Origin of the sequence: Serratia sp. 2C06 (genome assembly GCF_050037615.1) — a bacterium.
In the GTDB taxonomy this organism is placed as follows: domain Bacteria; phylum Pseudomonadota; class Gammaproteobacteria; order Enterobacterales; family Enterobacteriaceae; genus Serratia; species Serratia ureilytica.
The window spans coordinates 4,352,821-4,370,342 of the sequence record NZ_CP188299.1; the positions used below are offsets into that span (position 1 = coordinate 4,352,821).

Consider the following 17,522-nt stretch of genomic DNA (forward strand, 5'->3'; position numbering starts at 1 on the left):
AACATAAGAGCGAATATTATTTTATTTTTATAAAAAATAAAGCCACAAAAACACAAATAAACTAAAACCAACAAAAACAATGACATAAAAAATAATTTGTCATTTTAAAATGATTCACGGATTTTCATTCATAAATAAAATAACTATTGTAAATAAATTAAAAACAAAGATAGGAATATATTTAATATAAATAAATTTAATTTAAAGGCATCGCAGGAAAAGCGATAAAAAAGAGAATCTTCTTAAATGAAAACCCGCATCTTTCAGTTGCGCTATTCCAAAGTGTACGGTGTCGGAATATCCTATACTCGTTGCAGGATGCAGTTTCCCTCCCATTGAATGCCAGTACAGGGAGTCACAAATGGCTATTTTCGCCCACTTGCGGGCAATTTTTTCAGCATTATTGGCAGAATTATCTGATGAATAAAAAACGTCCCGTCTTGACCCCGGCAACCCTGTTATTGCTGCAGCCGGTCTGCATCGGTTCGGCCCTGGCGGCGGATCAGAAAGACAGCGATACGCTGGTGGTAATGGCGCAACCCATCGGATTGACCGAGCTGGGATCGCCGGTGTCCGTCAGCGTGATCGACGGCCAGGACCTGCGCAACGCCGCACCGCAGATTAACCTGTCGGAAAACCTTGGCAGCGTGCCGGGCCTGCAACTTCAAAACCGACAAAACTATGCGCAGGATCTGCAGCTGTCGATACGCGGATTCGGCAGCCGATCGATGTTCGGCGTGCGCGGGGTGCGCATGTACGTCGACGGCATCCCCGCCACCATGCCCGACGGCCAGGGACAAACCTCCAACATCGACATCAACTCCGTCGAGCGCATCGAGGTGCTGCGCGGCCCCTATTCCGCGCTGTATGGCAACGCTTCGGGCGGGGTGATCAACGTTGACACACAGACCGGCGCCCAGCCGCCAACGCTGGAGGCCGGCAGCTATTTCGGCAGCGACAACACCTGGCGCTACGGGGTGAAAGCGACCGGCGCCACCGGCGACGGCACCCAGGCCGGCGACGTCAACTACGCTATCTCCGGCACCCGCTTCACCACTCAGGGCTATCGCGATCACAGCGCCGCGCGGAAAAACCTCGGCAACGGCAAGCTCGGCGTGCGGTTGGACGACGTCAGTACCCTGACGCTGATGTTCAACAGCGTCTCCATTGACGCCGGCGATCCGGGCGGCCTGACCGAAGCGGAATGGAAGGAAAACCCGCGCCAGGCGCCGCGCGCGGATCAATACAACACCCGCAAGTCGCTCGATCAGACTCAGGCCGGCCTGCGCTATCAGCGCCAGATGAGCGAGCGCGACGAACTGACGCTGACCGCCTACCACGGCGAGCGCCACACCACGCAGTACCAATCCATTCCACGCGGGCCGCAGCTTAACCCTACCCACGCCGGCGGGGTGATCGTGCTGGAAAGAAAATATCAGGGCATTGACACTCGCTGGAAGCATGAGGATACTCTCGCCTCGTTACCGGTAACACTGATCGGCGGTCTGGATTATGAAACCATGACCGAACGCCGGCAGGGGTTTGAAAACTTTATTCTGCGAGACGGCACAGTGGACTACGGCGAGAAAGGCGACCAGCGGCGCAACGAGAAAAACCGCATCTGGAACCTGGATCCTTACCTGCAAACCTCCTGGCAACTGACGCCGCACTGGACGCTGGACGCCGGCCTGCGCTACAGCACGGTTAGCTTCGACTCGACCGACTACTACATCACGCCGCGCAACGGCGACGACAGCGGCAGCAAACGCTACCACCAGTGGCTGCCGATGGGCTCGCTCAACTATAAAATCAATCCGGCGTGGAACGTTTATCTCTCAGCCGGCCGCGGCTTTGAAACCCCGACCATCAACGAACTCTCCTATCGCCCCAACGGCCAGGCCGGCCTGAACATCGGTCTGCAGCCGTCCACCAGCGACACCGTCGAGCTGGGCAGCAAACTGCGCCTCGGCAACGGCCTGGTGAGCGCCGCCCTGTTCCAGACCGATACCGACAACGAGCTGGTGGTGGCGGAAAGCAGCGGTGGGCGCACCAGCTACGCCAACGCCGGCAAAACCCGGCGGCGCGGCCTGGAACTGGCGCTGGATCAAGAGTTCGCGCTGGACTGGCGCCTGCATATGGCCTGGACGCTGCTGGACGCCACCTACCGCAGCGAGATGTGCGGCAAAGCCGTTTGTACCCCGGCCCAAACCATTCCCGCCGGCAATCGCCTGCCGGGCATCGCCCGCAACATGGGCTACGCCTCGCTGGCCTATGCCCCGCCGGAAGGCTGGCACGCCGGCGCGGAACTGCGCTACATGAGCGACATTCAGGCCAATGACGCCAACAGCGCGCAGGCTCCCTCTTACACCGTGGCCGGCGTAAACGCCGGTTATCGCTTTACCTGGAACCGCTGGGCGCTGGACGTGTTCAGCCGGGTGGACAATGTTTTCGATCGCCGATACGTCGGTTCGGTGATCGTCAACGAAGGCAACGGCCGCTACTTCGAGCCGGCGCCGGGGCGCAACTGGGGTGGCGGCGCCACCTTGTCTTATCGCTTTGAATAAGGCAAAGCACCTTAAGGTTAAAAAACGGGATGGGTTTTACGTCACCCTAGCGGCTTCTCGCTGAAATAATAGGGAGAAACCGCGTGTTTTTTCCGATTTGGCTTAATCTCTAAATCGGGGACTTTCATTTTTGGTAAGGGTATTGCTATGCAAAATAAAGCGTCACTATCGCCGCTTATCGTCATAACGGCGCTGTTTGCCGCGCTGAGCGGGCTTTATCTGCTCGGCGGCGGCATCTGGCTGGCCAAGTTGGGCGGTTCGCTGTATTACATCATCGCCGGGCTGGTGCTGCTGGCGACCTCCTGGCTGCTGTTCCGCCGCCGCGCCACCGCGCTGCTGCTGTACGCGGTATTCCTGCTGGGCACCACGATTTGGGCCCTGTGGGAAGTGGGCCCGGACTTCTGGGCGCTGACGCCGCGCCTGGACGTCACCTTCTTCTTCGGCCTGTGGCTGGTGTTGCCGTTTATCTACCGCAAGCTGGTGGCCAACGGCAAATTCGCCTACGGCGCGCTGAGCGCGGCGCTGGCGATCACCGTCATCGCGCTGGCCTATGCCGTGTTCAACGATCCGCAAGAGATTAACGGCACCCTCGACGCCGCCCAGGTACAACCGAAAGACGCCACCGGCGCCGACTGGCCGGCCTATGGCCGCACCCAGGAAGGCACCCGTTACTCGCCGCTGAGCCAGATCAACGACAAAAACGTTGGCCAGCTGCAAGAGGTTTGGCGTTTCCAGACCGGCGATCTGAAGACCGCCAACGATCCGGGTGAGATCACCAACGAAGTCACGCCGATCAAAATCCGCGATACCCTTTACATGTGTACGCCGCACCAGAAGCTGTTCGCGCTGGATGCCGCCACCGGTAAAGAAAAATGGAAGTTTGATCCGCAGCTGAAATACAACCCAACCTTCCAGCACATCACCTGTCGCGGCGTGTCTTACCACGAAACCGCCGCAGCCGCAGGCGCCGCCGGCGACGCCGCTCCGGCGATGTGCGCACGCCGCATCATTCTGCCGGTCAACGACGGCCGTCTGTTCGCACTGGACGCCGAAACCGGCAAACCCTGCCCGGACTTCGCCAACAATGGTGAGCTGAACCTGCAGAGCAATATGCCGTATGCGACGCCGGGCCACTACGAGCCGACCTCGCCGCCGGTGATCACCGATAAAGTGATCGTCGTCGCCGGTGCCGTGACCGACAACTACTCCAACCGCGAGCCTTCCGGCGTGATCCGCGGCTTCGACGTCAACAGCGGCAAGCTGCTGTGGGCCTTCGATCCGGGCGCGAAAGATCCGAACGCCATCCCGGCGGACGAGCACCACTTCGTGCCGAACTCGCCGAACTCCTGGGCGCCTGCCGCCTATGACGCCAAGCTGGATATCGTTTACCTGCCGATGGGCGTTTCCACTCCGGACATCTGGGGCGGCGATCGCACCCCGGAAATGGAACGCTACGCCAGCGGCCTGTTGGCGCTGAACGCCTCCACCGGCAAACTGGCCTGGTTCTATCAGACGGTCCACCATGACCTGTGGGATATGGACGTGCCGGCGCAGCCGACCCTGGCGGACATTACCGACAAGAGCGGTAAAAAAGTGCCGGTCATCTATGTGCCGACCAAAACCGGCAACATCTTCGTGCTGAACCGTACCAACGGCGAACTGGTGGTGCCGGCACCGGAGAAACCGGTACCGCAAGGCCCGGCCAAGGGCGATCGCCTGTCACCGACCCAGCCGTTCTCCGAGTTGACCTTCCGTCCTGAGAAGAAACTGACCGGCGCCGACATGTGGGGCGCGACCATCTATGATCAGCTGGTCTGCCGCGTGATGTTCCACAGCCTGCGTTATGAAGGCACCTTCACCCCGCCTTCCGAGCAGGGCACGCTGGTGTTCCCGGGTAACCTGGGCATGTTCGAATGGGGCGGCCTGGCCGTCGATACCGATCGCGAAATCGCCATCGCCAACCCGATCGCGCTGCCGTTCGTCTCCAAACTGATCCCGCGCGGCCCAGGCAACCCGATTGAGCCGCCGGAAGGCGACAAAGGCGGCAGCGGTACCGAGTCTGGCGTACAACCGCAGTATGGCGTGCCGTTCGGCGTCACCCTGAACCCGTTCCTGTCGCCGTTCGGCCTGCCGTGCAAACAGCCGGCCTGGGGTTACATTTCCGCCGTGGATCTGAAAACCAACGACATCGTGTGGAAAAAACGCATCGGCACCGTGCGCGACAGCTCACCGTTGCCGCTGCCGTTCAAAATGGGCATGCCGATGCTGGGCGGCCCGGTGACCACCGCCGGTAACGTGTTCTTCATCGGCGCCACCGCGGACAACTACCTGCGCGCCTTCAGCGTGACCAACGGTGAAAAACTGTGGGAAGCGCGCTTGCCGGCCGGCGGCCAGGCGACGCCGATGACCTATGAGGTCAACGGCAAGCAGTACGTGCTGATCTACGCCGGCGGCCACGGTTCCTTCGGCACCAAGCTGGGCGACTACGTGGTCGCTTACGCCCTGCCCGATCAGAAGTAACCACCGCCGTTAGTACCCCGCAAAGCACGCCGCAAGGCGTGCTTTTTCTTTTCCCGCCCCGCCGGCTGCCCCCTCGCAATACCCTTAATTTTTTCATCTCCATTATTGATAATGGTTATCATTCGCAATATTATACCTCTGCGGCCCCGGCAGCGGCTGCGATCCTCTCCAGCTTAATGGGCAATACAACGATCGGCCGCCTTCGGGCGGCCCTATTCGGAGGCGCATGGTCGACCATACTCGGAAGCATCGAAAGAAGATTCTGCAAGCGGCGGTGAAAACGCGACGCGCCGGCCTGACGTTCGCGCCGGCATCGCCAGCCACGTCGCCCTTTATCGGCCAGCACCGCCAGACGCAAGCCGTGCTGATACACCTGATCGGCCATGATGACGCCCAGGAGGAACATGAATGAACCTGCAGCCCTTTACCGCCATGCTGATGTTCGCCTATGTGCTGCTGATGGTGCCGCTGCTCTACGTCATCGACAGCCGCCTGAGCGCCAGCAAACTGGTGCGCAAAGCCACGCAAAACCTCATCATCATCGCCTTGACGCTGTTGTTCTTCAGCGCGATGACGCTGCTGTATTGACGCTTCCTGCCCCTCAGGCGCCAAATTGAGCGCCTGAGCCGCCCTCTCATCCGCGCGCCCGCTCTACGGTTTTCAACCCGCCCAACCGCAACCAATGGTAGAGATCCGCATTGCGTTTAAATCCCAGTTTTCGCATCGCCGCCTGTTTGTGATTGCTGACGGTTTTCACGCTCAGATGCAGGTTGCGCGCGATGGCGGTCTGCGGCAATTCACAGGCCAGGTAGCGCATGACATCCTGCTCACGGCGGGTAATGCGCTGCCGTTCACACCAATAGCACCGGTGCTCTGCGTCGCGGTTCGTCCGCGCCGCCAATGCCCGCTCCAGCTGGCTTAATACGCTGTCCGGCGAGTCGTTGCGGAAAATAACGCCCGCCTCACTGATGCAACGCGGGTTATCGCGCCAGCGGGTATCGCCGGGTTCACGCAGCGCAAAGTTGAGCGGTTGGCCACCGCTCACTGAACGCAGGCAGAAACGCGCCTGCCAATCACGCTCTACGGACTGGAACACCACATCCGCCCGATGCGCCTGTGTGGCGTCGAGCACCTGAACCCGCATGCCGCGGCGCGCAAAATACGCCAGCAGCAGCTGCTGCAATCCTTCAATAAAGAAACGGTCATTATCGATAAACGCCAGAGTGATGGTAGTTTCCATCGGCACGCTCCCTTTGAAATCATCCTTCCCGGTCGCCGCCGAGCGCGATTCCCCCCCCTGATGGCGGGTGACTCAACGGCATAATGCAACGGCGCGCGGCGCGGGTAATGCGGCTACGGCAACGCCAGAATGGCGACCGATTGCCCCGAGTAATTGCCAGCCTTGATCGTTCCCGTCACGCCAAGGGTGGAAGTGATCGGCACCGTGACCCCGCGCGTATCCGCGGTGAACTGATAACCCAGGTTGCCCAGGGCGCCGTTGATGCGCAGCGTGCTGTAGACGCCGGAATTCCCCAGATCCAGGCGGCCATTGCTGCCGACGCGGATATACATGACGATGTTCATCTTCTGCGAGCACACTACGCGCAGGCTGCCGCGCGCCGTATTGCCTACCAGGTCGGTATCCGGCAACACGCCGTGGTTCAGATCGAGCTGTTGCTCATCGATGCCGCAGACCCCGACCGGCGGCGGCGCGATGCCGCAGACGCTGCTCGGCATCAACCGTGCGCTGTTGCCTTCAACGGCGGAGGAGGACGAGGTGGTATAAAACAGCCCGACACACTCCTGAGTGATGGCATCCCCCACATGAGAAGTCGCACCGACGATCGGCAACGGATAAATGCTCTGGTAGAAGCGGCTGAGTTCACCCATCGTCCGCAGTTGGGTAATCTGCGGGTAGCGCCCCGACCCGACGATAGAGGCCGAAGGCGTCACGGCCGTGCTGCCGCCCGTATTGGCGCTGGTGTGCCGGTGGTTGATCCCCACAGCGCACATGCTTTGCTGATAGCAAGGATTAGGCGATGAGTCATCCTTATCCCAGCTCTCAAGCACATACTCATAAGCCGCATTGCTGGGAGAGCCGGTACTCTTGGTCACATAGGAATAAATTTGCGCCGAGCACAGCCCCGGCAGCAGGCCGAGCAGTAAATACATCCCTCTGAAGTGAAAACGCTGCATCGCGTCATATCCTTATTCTGTTTTGCCGAAGCCCGGCGCTCATTGGTAGTCCAGGCTGAACGTCGCAATGGCGCTGAAAGCACCGCGACCGATGGTTCGCTTTGCCAGCGCTTCCGGTTCGCCGCGCACATAGGCCTGCACCCCAATCACCGTGCCGCCGTCCTGCAACGGGTACTTGCCGCCTGCGCTGTTGAGCGGTAAAGGCTGCCCCTGCAGCGTCTCCATGCCGATGGCGATCCCGCGCGCCTGGCTGCTCGCCGCCAAAGCCAAAAGCCCCGGCAGCTGCGCATTCTCCGTCCCTTTGAAGGTGATCGACACCGTCTTGCCCAGGCTGAGATCGCACTCCGCCAGCCGCAACTCGAACGGTTGCCCCTGCGTGCGCTGGTTCAGGTACAGGTACTTGTCGACCAGCGTGCCGAAATCCAGCGCGATGCTCTCGTCGCCCGGCTGAATGACGCAAGGTTCCGCCACCAGCGCCCCGCGCATGCGCAGATTGTCCGCGGCTTGCGCTGCGCCGTTCACGCCCAGCGCCAACAGCAACAGGCCGATAACGCCCCAGCCGCCTTGTGTTGTTTTCACGCTCGCCTCCTCCTTCATTGATAGTCGGCCCGCAGCGTCGCCGTGGCCTCGAACGCGCCTTCCGTCAGGGTTTCGCCCGATTTGCCGACCGGCACCGCTTCCAGCACCGGCGGTTTGGCCGGATCGATAGGCAGCGCGCTGCCCACTTTGAACGGCTGTGCGTTCTGGTAAATGCGGATGCCGAGATAGCGCCGGTTGGTTTGCACCGCCGCTTCGTCAAACGTTGCGGCGTTGCCGGTCAGACTCAGCAACATGTCCCATTTGCCGATCCCCGGCTCGCAGCGAATGCGGTAGCCGATGCTTTGCCGATAGTTCGCACCATCGACCTTGTTAATGCCGACACGATCGCCGAAGTTCACGTCAATGATCCCGTCATCGTTGATGGTGCAGGGCGGCGGCTCGATCAACGTGCCGCGAAACTGCATGTCGACCGTTTTCTCCGCCCAGGCGAGATGGCATGCCATCCCTGCGCACAGCAGCACGCTCGCCGTAAAACGTTGTTTCATGCTCTCGCTCCCGCGTTACTGATAATCCACCTTCATGGTGGCGCCCGCGGTGAATTCACCCGCCGCCAGCCTGGCGGTGGCCGATTTCACCGGTACCGCCTCAAGCGTCGGCGCGGCCGGATAGGTAAAGCTCAACCACTGGTTGATCGGCCAACGGCGGCCGCCGTTCAGCAACGCAATGCCCAAGCCGTCTTTGCTGGTGCGCAGCAGTTGGCCGTCGAAGCCGCTCGCCGCCCCCTGCACCTGCAGTTTGAGCCCGTTGCTGCTCTGCCCGCTGCACGTCAGCGTGTAACTCACCGCCCGCCGATAGTTGGCGCCATCAATGCGGGTGGTCATCACTTCATCGCCAAAGTCCACCTCGATCGGGCGTCCGCCGTTGATGATGCAGGGGGGAGAAAGCACGGTGACCCGTACGTTCACCGTGGTCGCCTGCGCCGGCAGTTGGCCTAGCGCCAGCACTCCCGCCAGCCAGAAAGGCACCCGGCCGCGTCTTATCCTCGGTACCATCGCCTCGCCTCAGTCATAATTCAGCCTAAAATCCACCGTCGCCCGATACGCGCCGGCCATCAGCGGCGCCACGGTTCGCTCCGGTGCCACGCTGTAGCTCAACGCCTCTTGCCCTGGCGTCAGCAGCAGCGGCTCGCCGCGGCTGCCCAACCGAACGTCGCGACCGCGGCCGTCCAGCAGGCGCAACCCCAGCCCTGAAGTGCCCTGCGCTTTCACCAGCTGCGGATTGTCGCTGTCCGCCGTCGAACCGAAGCTGACCGTCACCGCCGGTTGATTCGGCGCCCAGACCAACGCGCCGGTACGCGCATCTCGCTGGCCCCCCGGCGTGCGCAGGCAATCCTGCAAACGCAGCTCGAACGCCACCGGCTGCCCGCGATCGCCGGCCTGACGCAAGCGCGCGGTGCCGGTCTCACCCAGCCAGATTTCCTGCCGCGCGCTGCTCATCTCCAGCCGGCAGGCGCTTTCCGTCAGCGCGCCATATACCTGCAGTACGCCATTGGCGCCCTCCACCTGCCAGTTGTCCACCACGTCGGCCTTCGCCGGCGGCATCGCTATCACACCCAGGCTGAGCGCCAGCATCAACGCGCTCCCGCCGGCCTTTTTCCGTTCTCGTTTCATCCTTTCCCCCTGAATGGCTCTCCCGTCGGCACCGCCTGCGGCGGGTTATGACGCCGTCCGTTTCTCCGGCACCACCTTGCAGCTCACGCCGCTGCAGCTGAAGCTCAGCTGCGGCCGGCCGCCGTAATCGTTGATGTAGGTCAGCACCGGGCTACCGCCCAGCCCCGCTGCGCCCACGGTCAGGCGCGCCTGGCTCTTCGGTGCGATCATGAAAGGCTCAAATCCCTTTACACCCTCCCCCCCTTTTTTGCTGCCCGCATCGACGATCGTGATGTAGTACGGCGTCGGGTTATTGACCTGATAGCTCTCCCCTTGCCGCGTCAACGTCAGCTGCTCTTGCCATGGCGTCGCCATATCGGTGCGGTTCGGCACGATCGCCGCCGGGCGATAGAACAGCTTGATGCGCGTCTGCAGCGCGATCTGCAACGTATTGGGCTTGTTGCTCTTCGGCGGTATCTCGCGCAGGTTGAAGTAGTACAACGTCTCCCGATCCTGCGGCAGCTGTTTGGCCGCCGGCAGCGCCTGAATCTTGATCTGGCTCGGCTTGCCCGGCTCGATGCGCTGCACCGGCGGCAACACCACCAGCGGGCTCTGGATCTTGTTGCCCTGCTCGTCCTCCAGCCAGCCCTGCGCCAGATACGGCAGCTGCTTGTTCTGGTTGCTGAGATTCAGGCTGACCGAGTTCTGGCCGCCGTCGAAGATCACCCGGGTGCGATCGAGCGCGATTGCCGCCTGCGCGTGCTGCGCCGCCGTGGCGCCCAACAGCGCGAGCGCCGCGGCGGTTTTAAGAGAAAAAGTTTGCATGTTGTCGATAACTCCAAATTCAGGGTGATGGGTTTATTCAACCGGGGCCGATGGCGCCGCGGCGATCGGCCGACACGGCAGCAGCAGCGTACGCGTCAGCATGTCGGCCGGCAGCGTTTTGGGCAGCTGCACCTGACACTGTGCCGCGCCGCTCCAGTGCAGCGTCATGATCTCCCCGGCGTTGATGCCGCTCAGGTACACGCTGCCGCCATCGTTGACGATGCCGGTTTCTTGTTTGCGGGCGTTCAGCACCGTGGCGCCGAACGGCGGTGTACTGCCGTCCGCCAGTTTGACGATCGCCATCGCTTTTTCGCCCGCGATAACGTCAAACTGACGGTAGCCAATCGCCCCTTCGGTCAGGGTGGCCTGCACCACCGAACGGGTGGCTTCGGCGTTGTCGCCCAGTTTGTCCAGATCGATGCTGGCCTTGTTGCGGTAGTAGCTATTGACGTCCGCCACCACCGCCTTGCCGAAGCGGTTGGTGCTGACGGTGCTGCCGTAGCCGCGCACCGGCACACCGGCCACGCCGTTGGTGTCCACCAACAGGCGCGTACCGCCGATCATGCCGACGCGGTGCAACGCGCCGCCTTCCGGCGTCAGCGTCATGCCGCCCTGCGCGGACAGCCCCACGGCGCTGTAGCGCCCTTCCTGATAGCTGGCGTTGGCGCTCAGGCGCGCCGCATCGCCCTCGTGGTTGTAGTAGCCGCTCAGGTTAGCGCCGCGGCGGGCGCTGCCGGCGCTCAGTTGGTAGTTGTTGTGTTCATCGATTCGCTGGTAGTACCCCACCCGGTTCGTGGTGTCGTTGCGGTTCACCGTGCTGTTGTAGCTGAGCGTGGCGCCGTTGCCCCACGGCATCGACAGCGACAGGTACATGCCGTCATCGTTGGAATCGTTGTAACGGTTGCGATAAGCCGACAACGACAGGTTCAGGTTTTTTATTTTGCCGAGATCGAAATAGCGCGACACCGTCAGGTTGTAACGGTCGTTGGACGGGCGATCCCAATAGGTCTGGTGGCTGTAGTTGAGATAGCTGCTCAGGCCCCAGTCGCGGAACTGTTTGTTGAAGGTGATGGTGTACATCTCCTTGTTGTTGCCGACCCGGCTGCCGTAATAACGCGCGTCGAGATATTCGCTCATGCTCATGAAGTCCTCTTCCGAGAAGCGATAGCCGGCAAAGGTGACCTGGCTGTCCAGTTCATCGAACGTCTTCGAATAGCTCACCCGATAAGAGCCGCCGCTGAGCGTCTCCTCCCGCTGCGGCAACCGCGCCCGCGATTGGGTGGCGTCGAACGAGAGCGCGCCGAACATCATCAGATCGCGGCCTATCCCCAGCGACAGCGCGTTATAGTCACCGCCCAGCAGTGCGCCGCCATACAGCGACCAACCGTTGCTGACGCCCCAGGAGAACTCTCCGGTGCCGAACAGCGGCCCGCGCGAATGGTGCTGCCAATCCGACGGTTTACCGGCGGCCAGCTTGAAGCGCCACGATCCGGGCCGCGTCAGGTACGGAATGCTGGCGGTGTTGACCTTGAACGCCTGTACGCTGCCGTCCTGCTCCTCGACCCGCACATCCAGTTCGCCAGTGATGGCATCGTTGATGTCCTGAATGCGAAACGGCCCCGCCGCCACCTGGGTTTCATAGATCACCCTCCCCTGCTGGCTGATCGTCACCTTGGCGTTGGTCTTGGCGATCCCGACCACCTCAGGCGCATAGCCGCGCAGGTTCGGCGGCAGCATGTTGTCGTCCGATACCAGGCTCGCGCCGGAAAAACGGAAGCTGTCGAAAATCCCCGAATCCAGATAGTCTTCACCCAGCGTCAGGCGCGAGCGCAGCGCAGAAATGGCCCGATAGGCGTAGTAACGGCTCCAGTCCAGGCGTTTGTCGGTGGATTGCCCGCTGCCGGTCTGGTGATTGATCTGCCCCTGCCAGTCGGCACGCAGACGCCAGGCGCCCAGGTTGGCGCCGGCGGTGCCGTTGCCACTGACGCTGTACCCGCGCGTGCCGCCCTGCTGCTGCTGCCGACTCTGGGCGTTGACGTTGTAATCGAACAGCAAGCCCGGGATGCCTTCATCCCAGCGCGACGGCGGATCCCAGTCGTCGGAGCTGTATTCCAGATAAGCCTGCGGGACGCTCAGATACAGCGAGCCCGTCGCCAGATCGCCACGCGACACCATGCCTTTCAGGCTGGACTCATCCAGACATTCCCCCTGATGCCACCAGGTCAGCGCTTGCAATGCCGACGGCTTCAATCCCAACTGCTCGACCAGCGCTTTGCCCACGCAGGCGCGGCTGCCGTCAGGATCGTTGTCCGGCGGATAAAAAGGGATCTTCTGTTCGGGCAACTCGCTTTTATTGAGATGGACCACCATGCCGTAACTTCCCGGCATAATGTATCCACTGCGGGAAAATTGGCTTAGGTCGATATTTTTGCGATCGTTCACGTCCAAAATGTCGGCATTAAATTGAATACCGTCTTCGGCATATACCCACGTTGATGAACTTCCCACCGCCAGCGTGATACATAACCCCAGTACCTGAAAACGAAATAGCTTCCCAGCAGGCGACAACATCATATCCCTAACCTTATATCGTATAATTCTGGCGTTGCGGCTTGCCGCAATAACAGCGCTCAGTAATAATCCAGCTTGAACCGCACGGCGGAAAAATAGTCCCCCGCACGCATCGGTTGATTATTGGCAACCAATTTAATGGAGTAATTAAGCGACATGCTGCCTGGCGTTATATCCCCCAGCGGCAACGGACGACCGGGCGCGGCGATATTCCCCATATCATCGGATATTTGCAGCGCGATGCCTTTCGCCTCCCCGTGCACGCCGAATAAGTCGCCATCGGCATCGCCATCGAAAACCACCTGAAATTGTCGCCAGTCCGGCAAATTCGGTTTCGGGCGTTCAAGCGTGCAGTTGATTAATTCGATGGTGAACGGATGCGTATTGCCTAAGCCATCACGCATGATATTTCCCGTCGGCATCACGGCCATATCGATAGTCTGCTCGCGGCTGCCGGCGGCAATAGCGCAAGCGGTATCAATAATGGCTCCTTGCATATTTACGCGTCCCCAGCCCTGAGAACCGGATGCCGCCGGCGCGGCCGGGCTCATCAGCGTAGCCGTCAATATGCAAGGAGACACTAAAGGGTGAATAAACCGGCGCATTGAACCTCCTGACACAGACCTTCCATCTGGGAAAAAGCATGCGGGGAAGCCCCGCATGCAAAACGTCACGCCAATGGCGCAGGCTTACTGGTATGCCAGCTTGAAATCGGCAACGGCGGTGAAATCACCCGGAACGACGGTGGCGGAAGCGCCGTCACCCTGCAGGTAAGCCGCGAAGCGCAGCGTGTTGGTGCCGGTGCCCAGGTTCTGTGGGGCCGTTGCGGTGCCCAGTTTGATCGGGTTGCTGGCGGTGTCGGTGATGGCGATGCTGGCGCCGCTGGCGGTCCCGACGATGCCCAGCAGATCCTTATTGGCGGTAGAGGCTTTGCCTTCGAAGGTGGTGGTGACGGTTTTCAGCGTCGAGTTGTCGCACTGTTCCAGTTTGATATCGAACTGACGCGGCGCTGATTTACCGCCATTTTTCAACGCAACGTTGGATACTTGGCCCATATCCACGGTCTGGTCCACGGTCTCAGGAGAAATGGAGCAAGGCGCATCAATAATGGAACCGGTAAACGTCACTTTGCCATGCCCTTGGTCGGCGGCATGCGCCAGAGAAGAAACGCCAAACGCCAGAACTGCTGTCAGCATGATTTTGTTCAGTTTCATAATTCACTTATTCCTTTAATTTATGTAAAAAGCGCAGGATCGCTCCCGTTCCTTTAACGGTTATTTATACAATCCAGAATGAAAACGGTATTACCCGCAGCCAAAGCAAACCCTCACGATAATTAAATCGCGACCTTTATTTCATCATCACCCATTTTAGGTATTCAACGAAAACCACACTGATGAGAAAGAAAACAACCGAACCAGTAAATTCCCGCAAGATTTTAACCCTTGCCATGGGAATTACACTAAGATTCAACTTACCGCTTGTTTTGGCCCAAATATTGTTACAAAAATCGTTGTAATTTGAAAAGTCATTCAAAGCAAAAGTAATAAATACGAGATATAAGCCCAAAAACCACAAGACAACTATATTTTTTCGAGACAACAGATCGTAAAATTAATAACGATAGTAGATTATCTCGTAAAATATATATCACACGACATTATTGATCGCCTTTTTTCTATTTGCGGTATAATGATTTGGAAAAGAAAAGGGAGGCTTATCAATTCGGTCTGGTAAAAACCAGCACCGGGCAGTAAACCATGGAGAAAAACGATGAAGTACAGCCATTACGCACAGCAGGCTGAAAATTTGGCCACCTCATTACCGCTCCCGATCCGTGAACGCCGCTGGTTTATTGCAGTGGAAATATCGGGTTCAGGCAAGTGTTCGCTACCGGTTCAGGAAGAGTATTGCCGGGACAGGGCATTATTTTCCGGGCGACGCTTATCGTTATATCAAAATTCGGCTGAAGTTTAAGGGAGGCTGACATGATAAAACGCACGTCAAAACAACAAGAATTACAAAACCTGCAGCAGCATTTATTAACGACGCTGCACCGCCTCTGCCCTTCGGCCAACGGCACGGCACCTCCTCCTCCCGGCGAGTGGCCCACGACCCGCCAGTTGGCGGAGTCTAACGACATCACGATCTATCAGGCGCGCAATCTGCTGTTGAATCTGGTCGGCCGAGGTAAGGTGTTGGTCACACCGGGGCCGGTCAAGAAGTCATTGCGTTGGTACCCTTCCCTCTGAATAGAGCTTCTTCCTGCCGGTGCCTCTCAGGCCGCCGGCAGGCTGCGCGCAGGCGAGCTTATTCGGCGTCCGAGCGCCTGGCCCGCGGATATTTCCACAGCCAGCGCCCGCTGACCATGCGCCAGTAGAATAAGGCGCCGCGCACCGCCCAATCGAGGAACATCCCCAACCAGACGCCCACCACGCCCATGCCCAGTTCGATGCCCAACGCGTAGCCGGCCACCACGCGGCACCCCCACATGCCGAGCATCGTCACCCACATGGCGAAGCGGGCGTCGCGCGCGCCTTTCAACCCGGCGGGCAAGACCCAGGAAGCGGCCCAGATCGGCATAAAGGCGGCGTTGAGCCAGATCAGGGTTTTCACCACCGTTTTCACATCATCCTGCGAGGTATAAAACGCGGCGAACACCCCGGCCAGCGGCGCGGTGCCCCAGGCGATGGCGGTCAGCCCAAGGGTCGACAGCCAGAAAATATGGCGCAGCTGCCGCTCCGCCTGGCCGATCTCGCCTTTGCCGAGCCGCCGGCCGACGATAATGGTCGAGGCCGATCCCAACGCGTTGCCCGGCAGGTTGATCAACGAAGCGATGGAGAAAGCGATAAAGTTGCCGGCGATCACGTTGGTGCCCATGCCGGCGACAAACATCTGCGTCAACAGCTTGCCGCCGTTAAACAGTACCGACTCGACGCTGGCGGGAATGCCGATCCCCAACACTTCCCACAGGATGCTCATCTTGAGCGGCGTGAAATAGCTTTTCAACGTGATGTGCAGCGCCGGATTAAAGCCGATCGCCAGCACGTAGAGTATGGCGATGGCGCCGATATAGCGGGAAATCGTCAGCCCCAGCCCGGCGCCGACGAACCCCAGGCCATGCCAGCCCAGCATGCCGTAAATCAGGATGCTGCTGATGATGATATTGAGGATATTCATGCCGCCATTGATAAGCAGCGGGATCTTGGTGTTGCCCGCGCCGCGCAGGGCGCCGCTGCCGATCAACGCAATCGCCGCCGCCGGGTAGCTCCACACCGTGGTTTGCAGGTAAGAGAGCGCCAGCGCTTTCACCTCCGGCGAGGCCGCGCCGGCGATCACATCAATGATAGGCTCGCCCGCCAGGTGAATGCCCGCCGCCAACAGCAGCGCCACGCCGGTCATCAGCACCAGCGACTGACGCGCCGCCGCTCGCGCCCGCCGGCGATCGCGCTTGCCGAGGCTGAAGGCCACCACCACGGTGGTGCCGAGAACCACCGCGGCGAAAAAGGCGATGATCACCATGTTGAAACTGTCCGCCAGCCCCACCCCAGCCATCGCCTCTTTGCCGAGCCAGCTCACCAGAAAGGTGCTCAGCACCCCCATCAGCAGGACACAGGCGTTCTCCAGAAAGATGGGCACCGCCAGTGGCGTGATCTCGCGCCAGAACAGCACGCGGTAGCTTTTCCGTTTGGCGTACCAGCGCGTATTTTCCACGCGCTGACGCAGTGCGGCATACAGGTTCAAGATGGGCTCGATGGGTAAAAGTGAAACATCATTTCAAATGATGATCGATAAATCGTTATCCTGCAAAGAATTTTGGGGCGCCCATGAAGCGCGCCCGAAAGGCATGCCGGCGCGCTACTCCATGTAATCTTCCTGATCGGCCTGCGCCGCCGCGATAAAGCGGGCAGTACTGCGGCTGAGCGCAGCGCATTTTTCCGTCAGCAGCTGATTGTCCTGTTGCAGGGTCAGGTAACGCGCCTGGGTAAGCGCCGGCAACTGCCGATACCCTGCCGCCTGCGTGTCCCAGCCGCGGCGCTGCGCCGCGCGCATTGCGGTGCGCTGCAGCTTCACGTCGTCCGGTATCTCGCTGCGCCCGCAGTCCACGCGCAGGAAGTGTCCGCCGGCCAGCATCGAAGCGATGTGATCCAGCTGCGCCTGCAGCGGCGGCGCCGGTTTATGCGCCGTCTGCTGACAACCGGCGAGCAGCAGCAATGCCAGCGCGCCGCAAAGAGACGTGCGAAACAGAGTCAACATGGGGGCTCCGGGAAAACCTGTGGGTGATGAGATGATCTTAGGTGAGCGGACGTCGGGCGGCAAGGCGAGCAGCACGCGCGGCCCGCTTAACGTCGGCCGCTGCTGACCTTGGTGGCGCGGGCGGGGTTGCCGGCGACGAATTCCAGCGTGGGGGAATAGTAAAACGGCAGCCAGGCGTTATAGCCGCTCTCCCACTCCCATTTGACCGGGCAAGGCCACAGCATGTCTTCATGCAGGATGTAATAGATCCACCGCCCGGGCGGGCGGCGCGGTTTGCGCGTTTTCATAGCGGGTTCGACGGCCTGATGGAATGCGATAGGGTCAACTGCTGCATTTTACCGCGATTTTCGCCGTGGGGACAGCCTGCATTGCCGGCTTCGCCCCGGCGCCGGCAAGCGCC

The 17,522-nt window shown here is 60.2% G+C and carries 19 protein-coding genes; 6 read left to right on the forward strand and 13 right to left on the reverse strand.

The window, feature by feature from the left end; genetic code table 11:
- Nucleotides 1-419 precede the first annotated feature (419 nt).
- From pqqU to ACP3TA_RS21375, 4 genes are all read left to right on the forward strand, one after another.
- Nucleotides 420-2,564 carry a TonB-dependent receptor PqqU gene (gene pqqU, locus ACP3TA_RS21360; RefSeq protein WP_033643633.1) on the forward strand — a complete coding sequence of 715 codons (2,145 nt, stop codon included), beginning with the start codon at nt 420-422 and terminating at the stop codon, nt 2,562-2,564.
- Nucleotides 2,565-2,711: 147 nt separating this feature from the next.
- Nucleotides 2,712-5,084, forward strand: a complete 2,373-nt coding sequence (locus ACP3TA_RS21365) for a glucose/quinate/shikimate family membrane-bound PQQ-dependent dehydrogenase (RefSeq protein WP_033650791.1) — start codon at nt 2,712-2,714, stop codon at nt 5,082-5,084.
- A gap of 226 nt (nt 5,085-5,310) precedes the next feature.
- A complete protein-coding gene (locus ACP3TA_RS21370) occupies nt 5,311-5,496 on the forward strand; it encodes a hypothetical protein (RefSeq protein ID WP_033643635.1) in 186 nt (61 codons plus the stop codon).
- A complete protein-coding gene (locus tag ACP3TA_RS21375; protein ID WP_015378373.1) occupies nt 5,493-5,672 on the forward strand; it encodes a hypothetical protein in 180 nt (59 codons plus the stop codon). The genes ACP3TA_RS21370 and ACP3TA_RS21375 overlap by 4 nt, the downstream gene beginning before the upstream one ends.
- Nucleotides 5,673-5,718: 46 nt before the next feature.
- Here ACP3TA_RS21375 and ACP3TA_RS21380 read toward each other — a convergent pair whose 3' ends face one another.
- From ACP3TA_RS21380 to ACP3TA_RS21425, 10 genes are all read right to left on the reverse strand, one after another.
- Nucleotides 5,719-6,324 (reverse strand): helix-turn-helix transcriptional regulator, encoded by a 606-nt coding sequence (locus ACP3TA_RS21380; RefSeq protein WP_033643636.1) that lies wholly within the window; start codon nt 6,322-6,324, stop codon nt 5,719-5,721.
- Nucleotides 6,325-6,437: 113 nt separating this feature from the next.
- The gene (locus tag ACP3TA_RS21385) at nt 6,438-7,280 is read right to left on the reverse strand and encodes a hypothetical protein (RefSeq protein ID WP_033643637.1); all 843 of its coding nucleotides are present in this window, start codon (nt 7,278-7,280) and stop codon (nt 6,438-6,440) included.
- A gap of 39 nt (nt 7,281-7,319) precedes the next feature.
- Nucleotides 7,320-7,877, reverse strand: a complete 558-nt coding sequence (locus ACP3TA_RS21390; RefSeq protein WP_049866692.1) for a fimbrial protein — start codon at nt 7,875-7,877, stop codon at nt 7,320-7,322.
- Nucleotides 7,874-8,365 carry a fimbrial protein gene (locus tag ACP3TA_RS21395; protein ID WP_042784943.1) on the reverse strand — a complete coding sequence of 164 codons (492 nt, stop codon included), beginning with the start codon at nt 8,363-8,365 and terminating at the stop codon, nt 7,874-7,876. Before ACP3TA_RS21395 ends, ACP3TA_RS21390 begins: the two co-directional genes overlap by 4 nt.
- Before the next feature lie 15 nt (nt 8,366-8,380).
- Entirely contained in the window at nt 8,381-8,872 is a 492-nt protein-coding gene (locus ACP3TA_RS21400) for a fimbrial protein (RefSeq protein WP_050594428.1), read from the reverse strand.
- Between the two features lie 9 nt (nt 8,873-8,881).
- Complete coding sequence (locus tag ACP3TA_RS21405; protein ID WP_033644312.1) at nt 8,882-9,451, reverse strand: fimbrial protein; 570 nt, start codon at nt 9,449-9,451, stop codon at nt 8,882-8,884.
- An 84-nt stretch (nt 9,452-9,535) separates the two neighbouring features.
- Nucleotides 9,536-10,294 carry a fimbria/pilus periplasmic chaperone gene (locus ACP3TA_RS21410; protein ID WP_033643639.1) on the reverse strand — a complete coding sequence of 253 codons (759 nt, stop codon included), beginning with the start codon at nt 10,292-10,294 and terminating at the stop codon, nt 9,536-9,538.
- Nucleotides 10,295-10,327: 33 nt separating this feature from the next.
- On the reverse strand, nt 10,328-12,868 hold the full coding sequence (locus ACP3TA_RS21415) for an outer membrane usher protein (RefSeq protein ID WP_033643640.1): 2,541 nt from the start codon (nt 12,866-12,868) through the stop codon (nt 10,328-10,330).
- Nucleotides 12,869-12,924: 56 nt separating this feature from the next.
- Nucleotides 12,925-13,470: a fimbrial protein gene (locus ACP3TA_RS21420; protein ID WP_042784946.1), complete on the reverse strand. Its 546-nt coding sequence runs from the start codon at nt 13,468-13,470 to the stop codon at nt 12,925-12,927.
- Between the two features lie 84 nt (nt 13,471-13,554).
- A complete protein-coding gene (locus ACP3TA_RS21425) occupies nt 13,555-14,079 on the reverse strand; it encodes a fimbrial protein (RefSeq protein ID WP_033643642.1) in 525 nt (174 codons plus the stop codon).
- A 559-nt stretch (nt 14,080-14,638) separates the two neighbouring features.
- Here ACP3TA_RS21425 and ACP3TA_RS21430 point away from each other — a divergent pair.
- Together ACP3TA_RS21430 and ACP3TA_RS21435 are read left to right on the forward strand one after the other, a co-directional pair.
- Nucleotides 14,639-14,842 carry a hypothetical protein gene (locus tag ACP3TA_RS21430; protein WP_129992881.1) on the forward strand — a complete coding sequence of 68 codons (204 nt, stop codon included), beginning with the start codon at nt 14,639-14,641 and terminating at the stop codon, nt 14,840-14,842.
- An 11-nt stretch (nt 14,843-14,853) separates the two neighbouring features.
- The gene (locus tag ACP3TA_RS21435; RefSeq protein WP_042784947.1) at nt 14,854-15,117 is read left to right on the forward strand and encodes a FaeA/PapI family transcriptional regulator; all 264 of its coding nucleotides are present in this window, start codon (nt 14,854-14,856) and stop codon (nt 15,115-15,117) included.
- A 58-nt stretch (nt 15,118-15,175) separates the two neighbouring features.
- Here the strand turns inward: ACP3TA_RS21435 and ACP3TA_RS21440 are convergent, their stop codons facing one another.
- The 3 genes from ACP3TA_RS21440 to ACP3TA_RS21450 form a co-directional block, all read right to left on the reverse strand.
- Nucleotides 15,176-16,609: an EmmdR/YeeO family multidrug/toxin efflux MATE transporter gene (locus tag ACP3TA_RS21440; protein WP_426784426.1), complete on the reverse strand. Its 1,434-nt coding sequence runs from the start codon at nt 16,607-16,609 to the stop codon at nt 15,176-15,178.
- 114 nt (nt 16,610-16,723) lie between these two features.
- Entirely contained in the window at nt 16,724-17,122 is a 399-nt protein-coding gene (gspS, locus tag ACP3TA_RS21445; protein WP_033643644.1) for a type II secretion system pilot lipoprotein GspS, read from the reverse strand.
- An 86-nt stretch (nt 17,123-17,208) separates the two neighbouring features.
- Nucleotides 17,209-17,409: a hypothetical protein gene (locus ACP3TA_RS21450; protein ID WP_015378375.1), complete on the reverse strand. Its 201-nt coding sequence runs from the start codon at nt 17,407-17,409 to the stop codon at nt 17,209-17,211.
- Nucleotides 17,410-17,522 lie beyond the last annotated feature (113 nt).

What these genes read in the sequence shown, in the direction of transcription:
- pqqU (WP_033643633.1), top strand. Translation starts at nt 420, where the DNA reads ATGAATAAAAAACGTCCCGTCTTGACCCCGGCAACCCTGTTATTGCTG.
- ACP3TA_RS21365 (WP_033650791.1), top strand. Translation starts at nt 2,712, where the DNA reads ATGCAAAATAAAGCGTCACTATCGCCGCTTATCGTCATAACGGCGCTG.
- ACP3TA_RS21370 (WP_033643635.1), top strand. Translation starts at nt 5,311, where the DNA reads ATGGTCGACCATACTCGGAAGCATCGAAAGAAGATTCTGCAAGCGGCG.
- ACP3TA_RS21375 (WP_015378373.1), top strand. Translation starts at nt 5,493, where the DNA reads ATGAACCTGCAGCCCTTTACCGCCATGCTGATGTTCGCCTATGTGCTG.
- ACP3TA_RS21380 (WP_033643636.1), bottom strand. Translation starts at nt 6,324, where the DNA reads ATGGAAACTACCATCACTCTGGCGTTTATCGATAATGACCGTTTCTTT.
- ACP3TA_RS21385 (WP_033643637.1), bottom strand. Translation starts at nt 7,280, where the DNA reads ATGCAGCGTTTTCACTTCAGAGGGATGTATTTACTGCTCGGCCTGCTG.
- ACP3TA_RS21390 (WP_049866692.1), bottom strand. Translation starts at nt 7,877, where the DNA reads ATGAAGGAGGAGGCGAGCGTGAAAACAACACAAGGCGGCTGGGGCGTT.
- ACP3TA_RS21395 (WP_042784943.1), bottom strand. Translation starts at nt 8,365, where the DNA reads ATGAAACAACGTTTTACGGCGAGCGTGCTGCTGTGCGCAGGGATGGCA.
- ACP3TA_RS21400 (WP_050594428.1), bottom strand. Translation starts at nt 8,872, where the DNA reads ATGGTACCGAGGATAAGACGCGGCCGGGTGCCTTTCTGGCTGGCGGGA.
- ACP3TA_RS21405 (WP_033644312.1), bottom strand. Translation starts at nt 9,451, where the DNA reads ATGCTGGCGCTCAGCCTGGGTGTGATAGCGATGCCGCCGGCGAAGGCC.
- ACP3TA_RS21410 (WP_033643639.1), bottom strand. Translation starts at nt 10,294, where the DNA reads ATGCAAACTTTTTCTCTTAAAACCGCCGCGGCGCTCGCGCTGTTGGGC.
- ACP3TA_RS21415 (WP_033643640.1), bottom strand. Translation starts at nt 12,868, where the DNA reads ATGATGTTGTCGCCTGCTGGGAAGCTATTTCGTTTTCAGGTACTGGGG.
- ACP3TA_RS21420 (WP_042784946.1), bottom strand. Translation starts at nt 13,470, where the DNA reads ATGCGCCGGTTTATTCACCCTTTAGTGTCTCCTTGCATATTGACGGCT.
- ACP3TA_RS21425 (WP_033643642.1), bottom strand. Translation starts at nt 14,079, where the DNA reads ATGAAACTGAACAAAATCATGCTGACAGCAGTTCTGGCGTTTGGCGTT.
- ACP3TA_RS21430 (WP_129992881.1), top strand. Translation starts at nt 14,639, where the DNA reads ATGAAGTACAGCCATTACGCACAGCAGGCTGAAAATTTGGCCACCTCA.
- ACP3TA_RS21435 (WP_042784947.1), top strand. Translation starts at nt 14,854, where the DNA reads ATGATAAAACGCACGTCAAAACAACAAGAATTACAAAACCTGCAGCAG.
- gspS (WP_033643644.1), bottom strand. Translation starts at nt 17,122, where the DNA reads ATGTTGACTCTGTTTCGCACGTCTCTTTGCGGCGCGCTGGCATTGCTG.
- ACP3TA_RS21450 (WP_015378375.1), bottom strand. Translation starts at nt 17,409, where the DNA reads ATGAAAACGCGCAAACCGCGCCGCCCGCCCGGGCGGTGGATCTATTAC.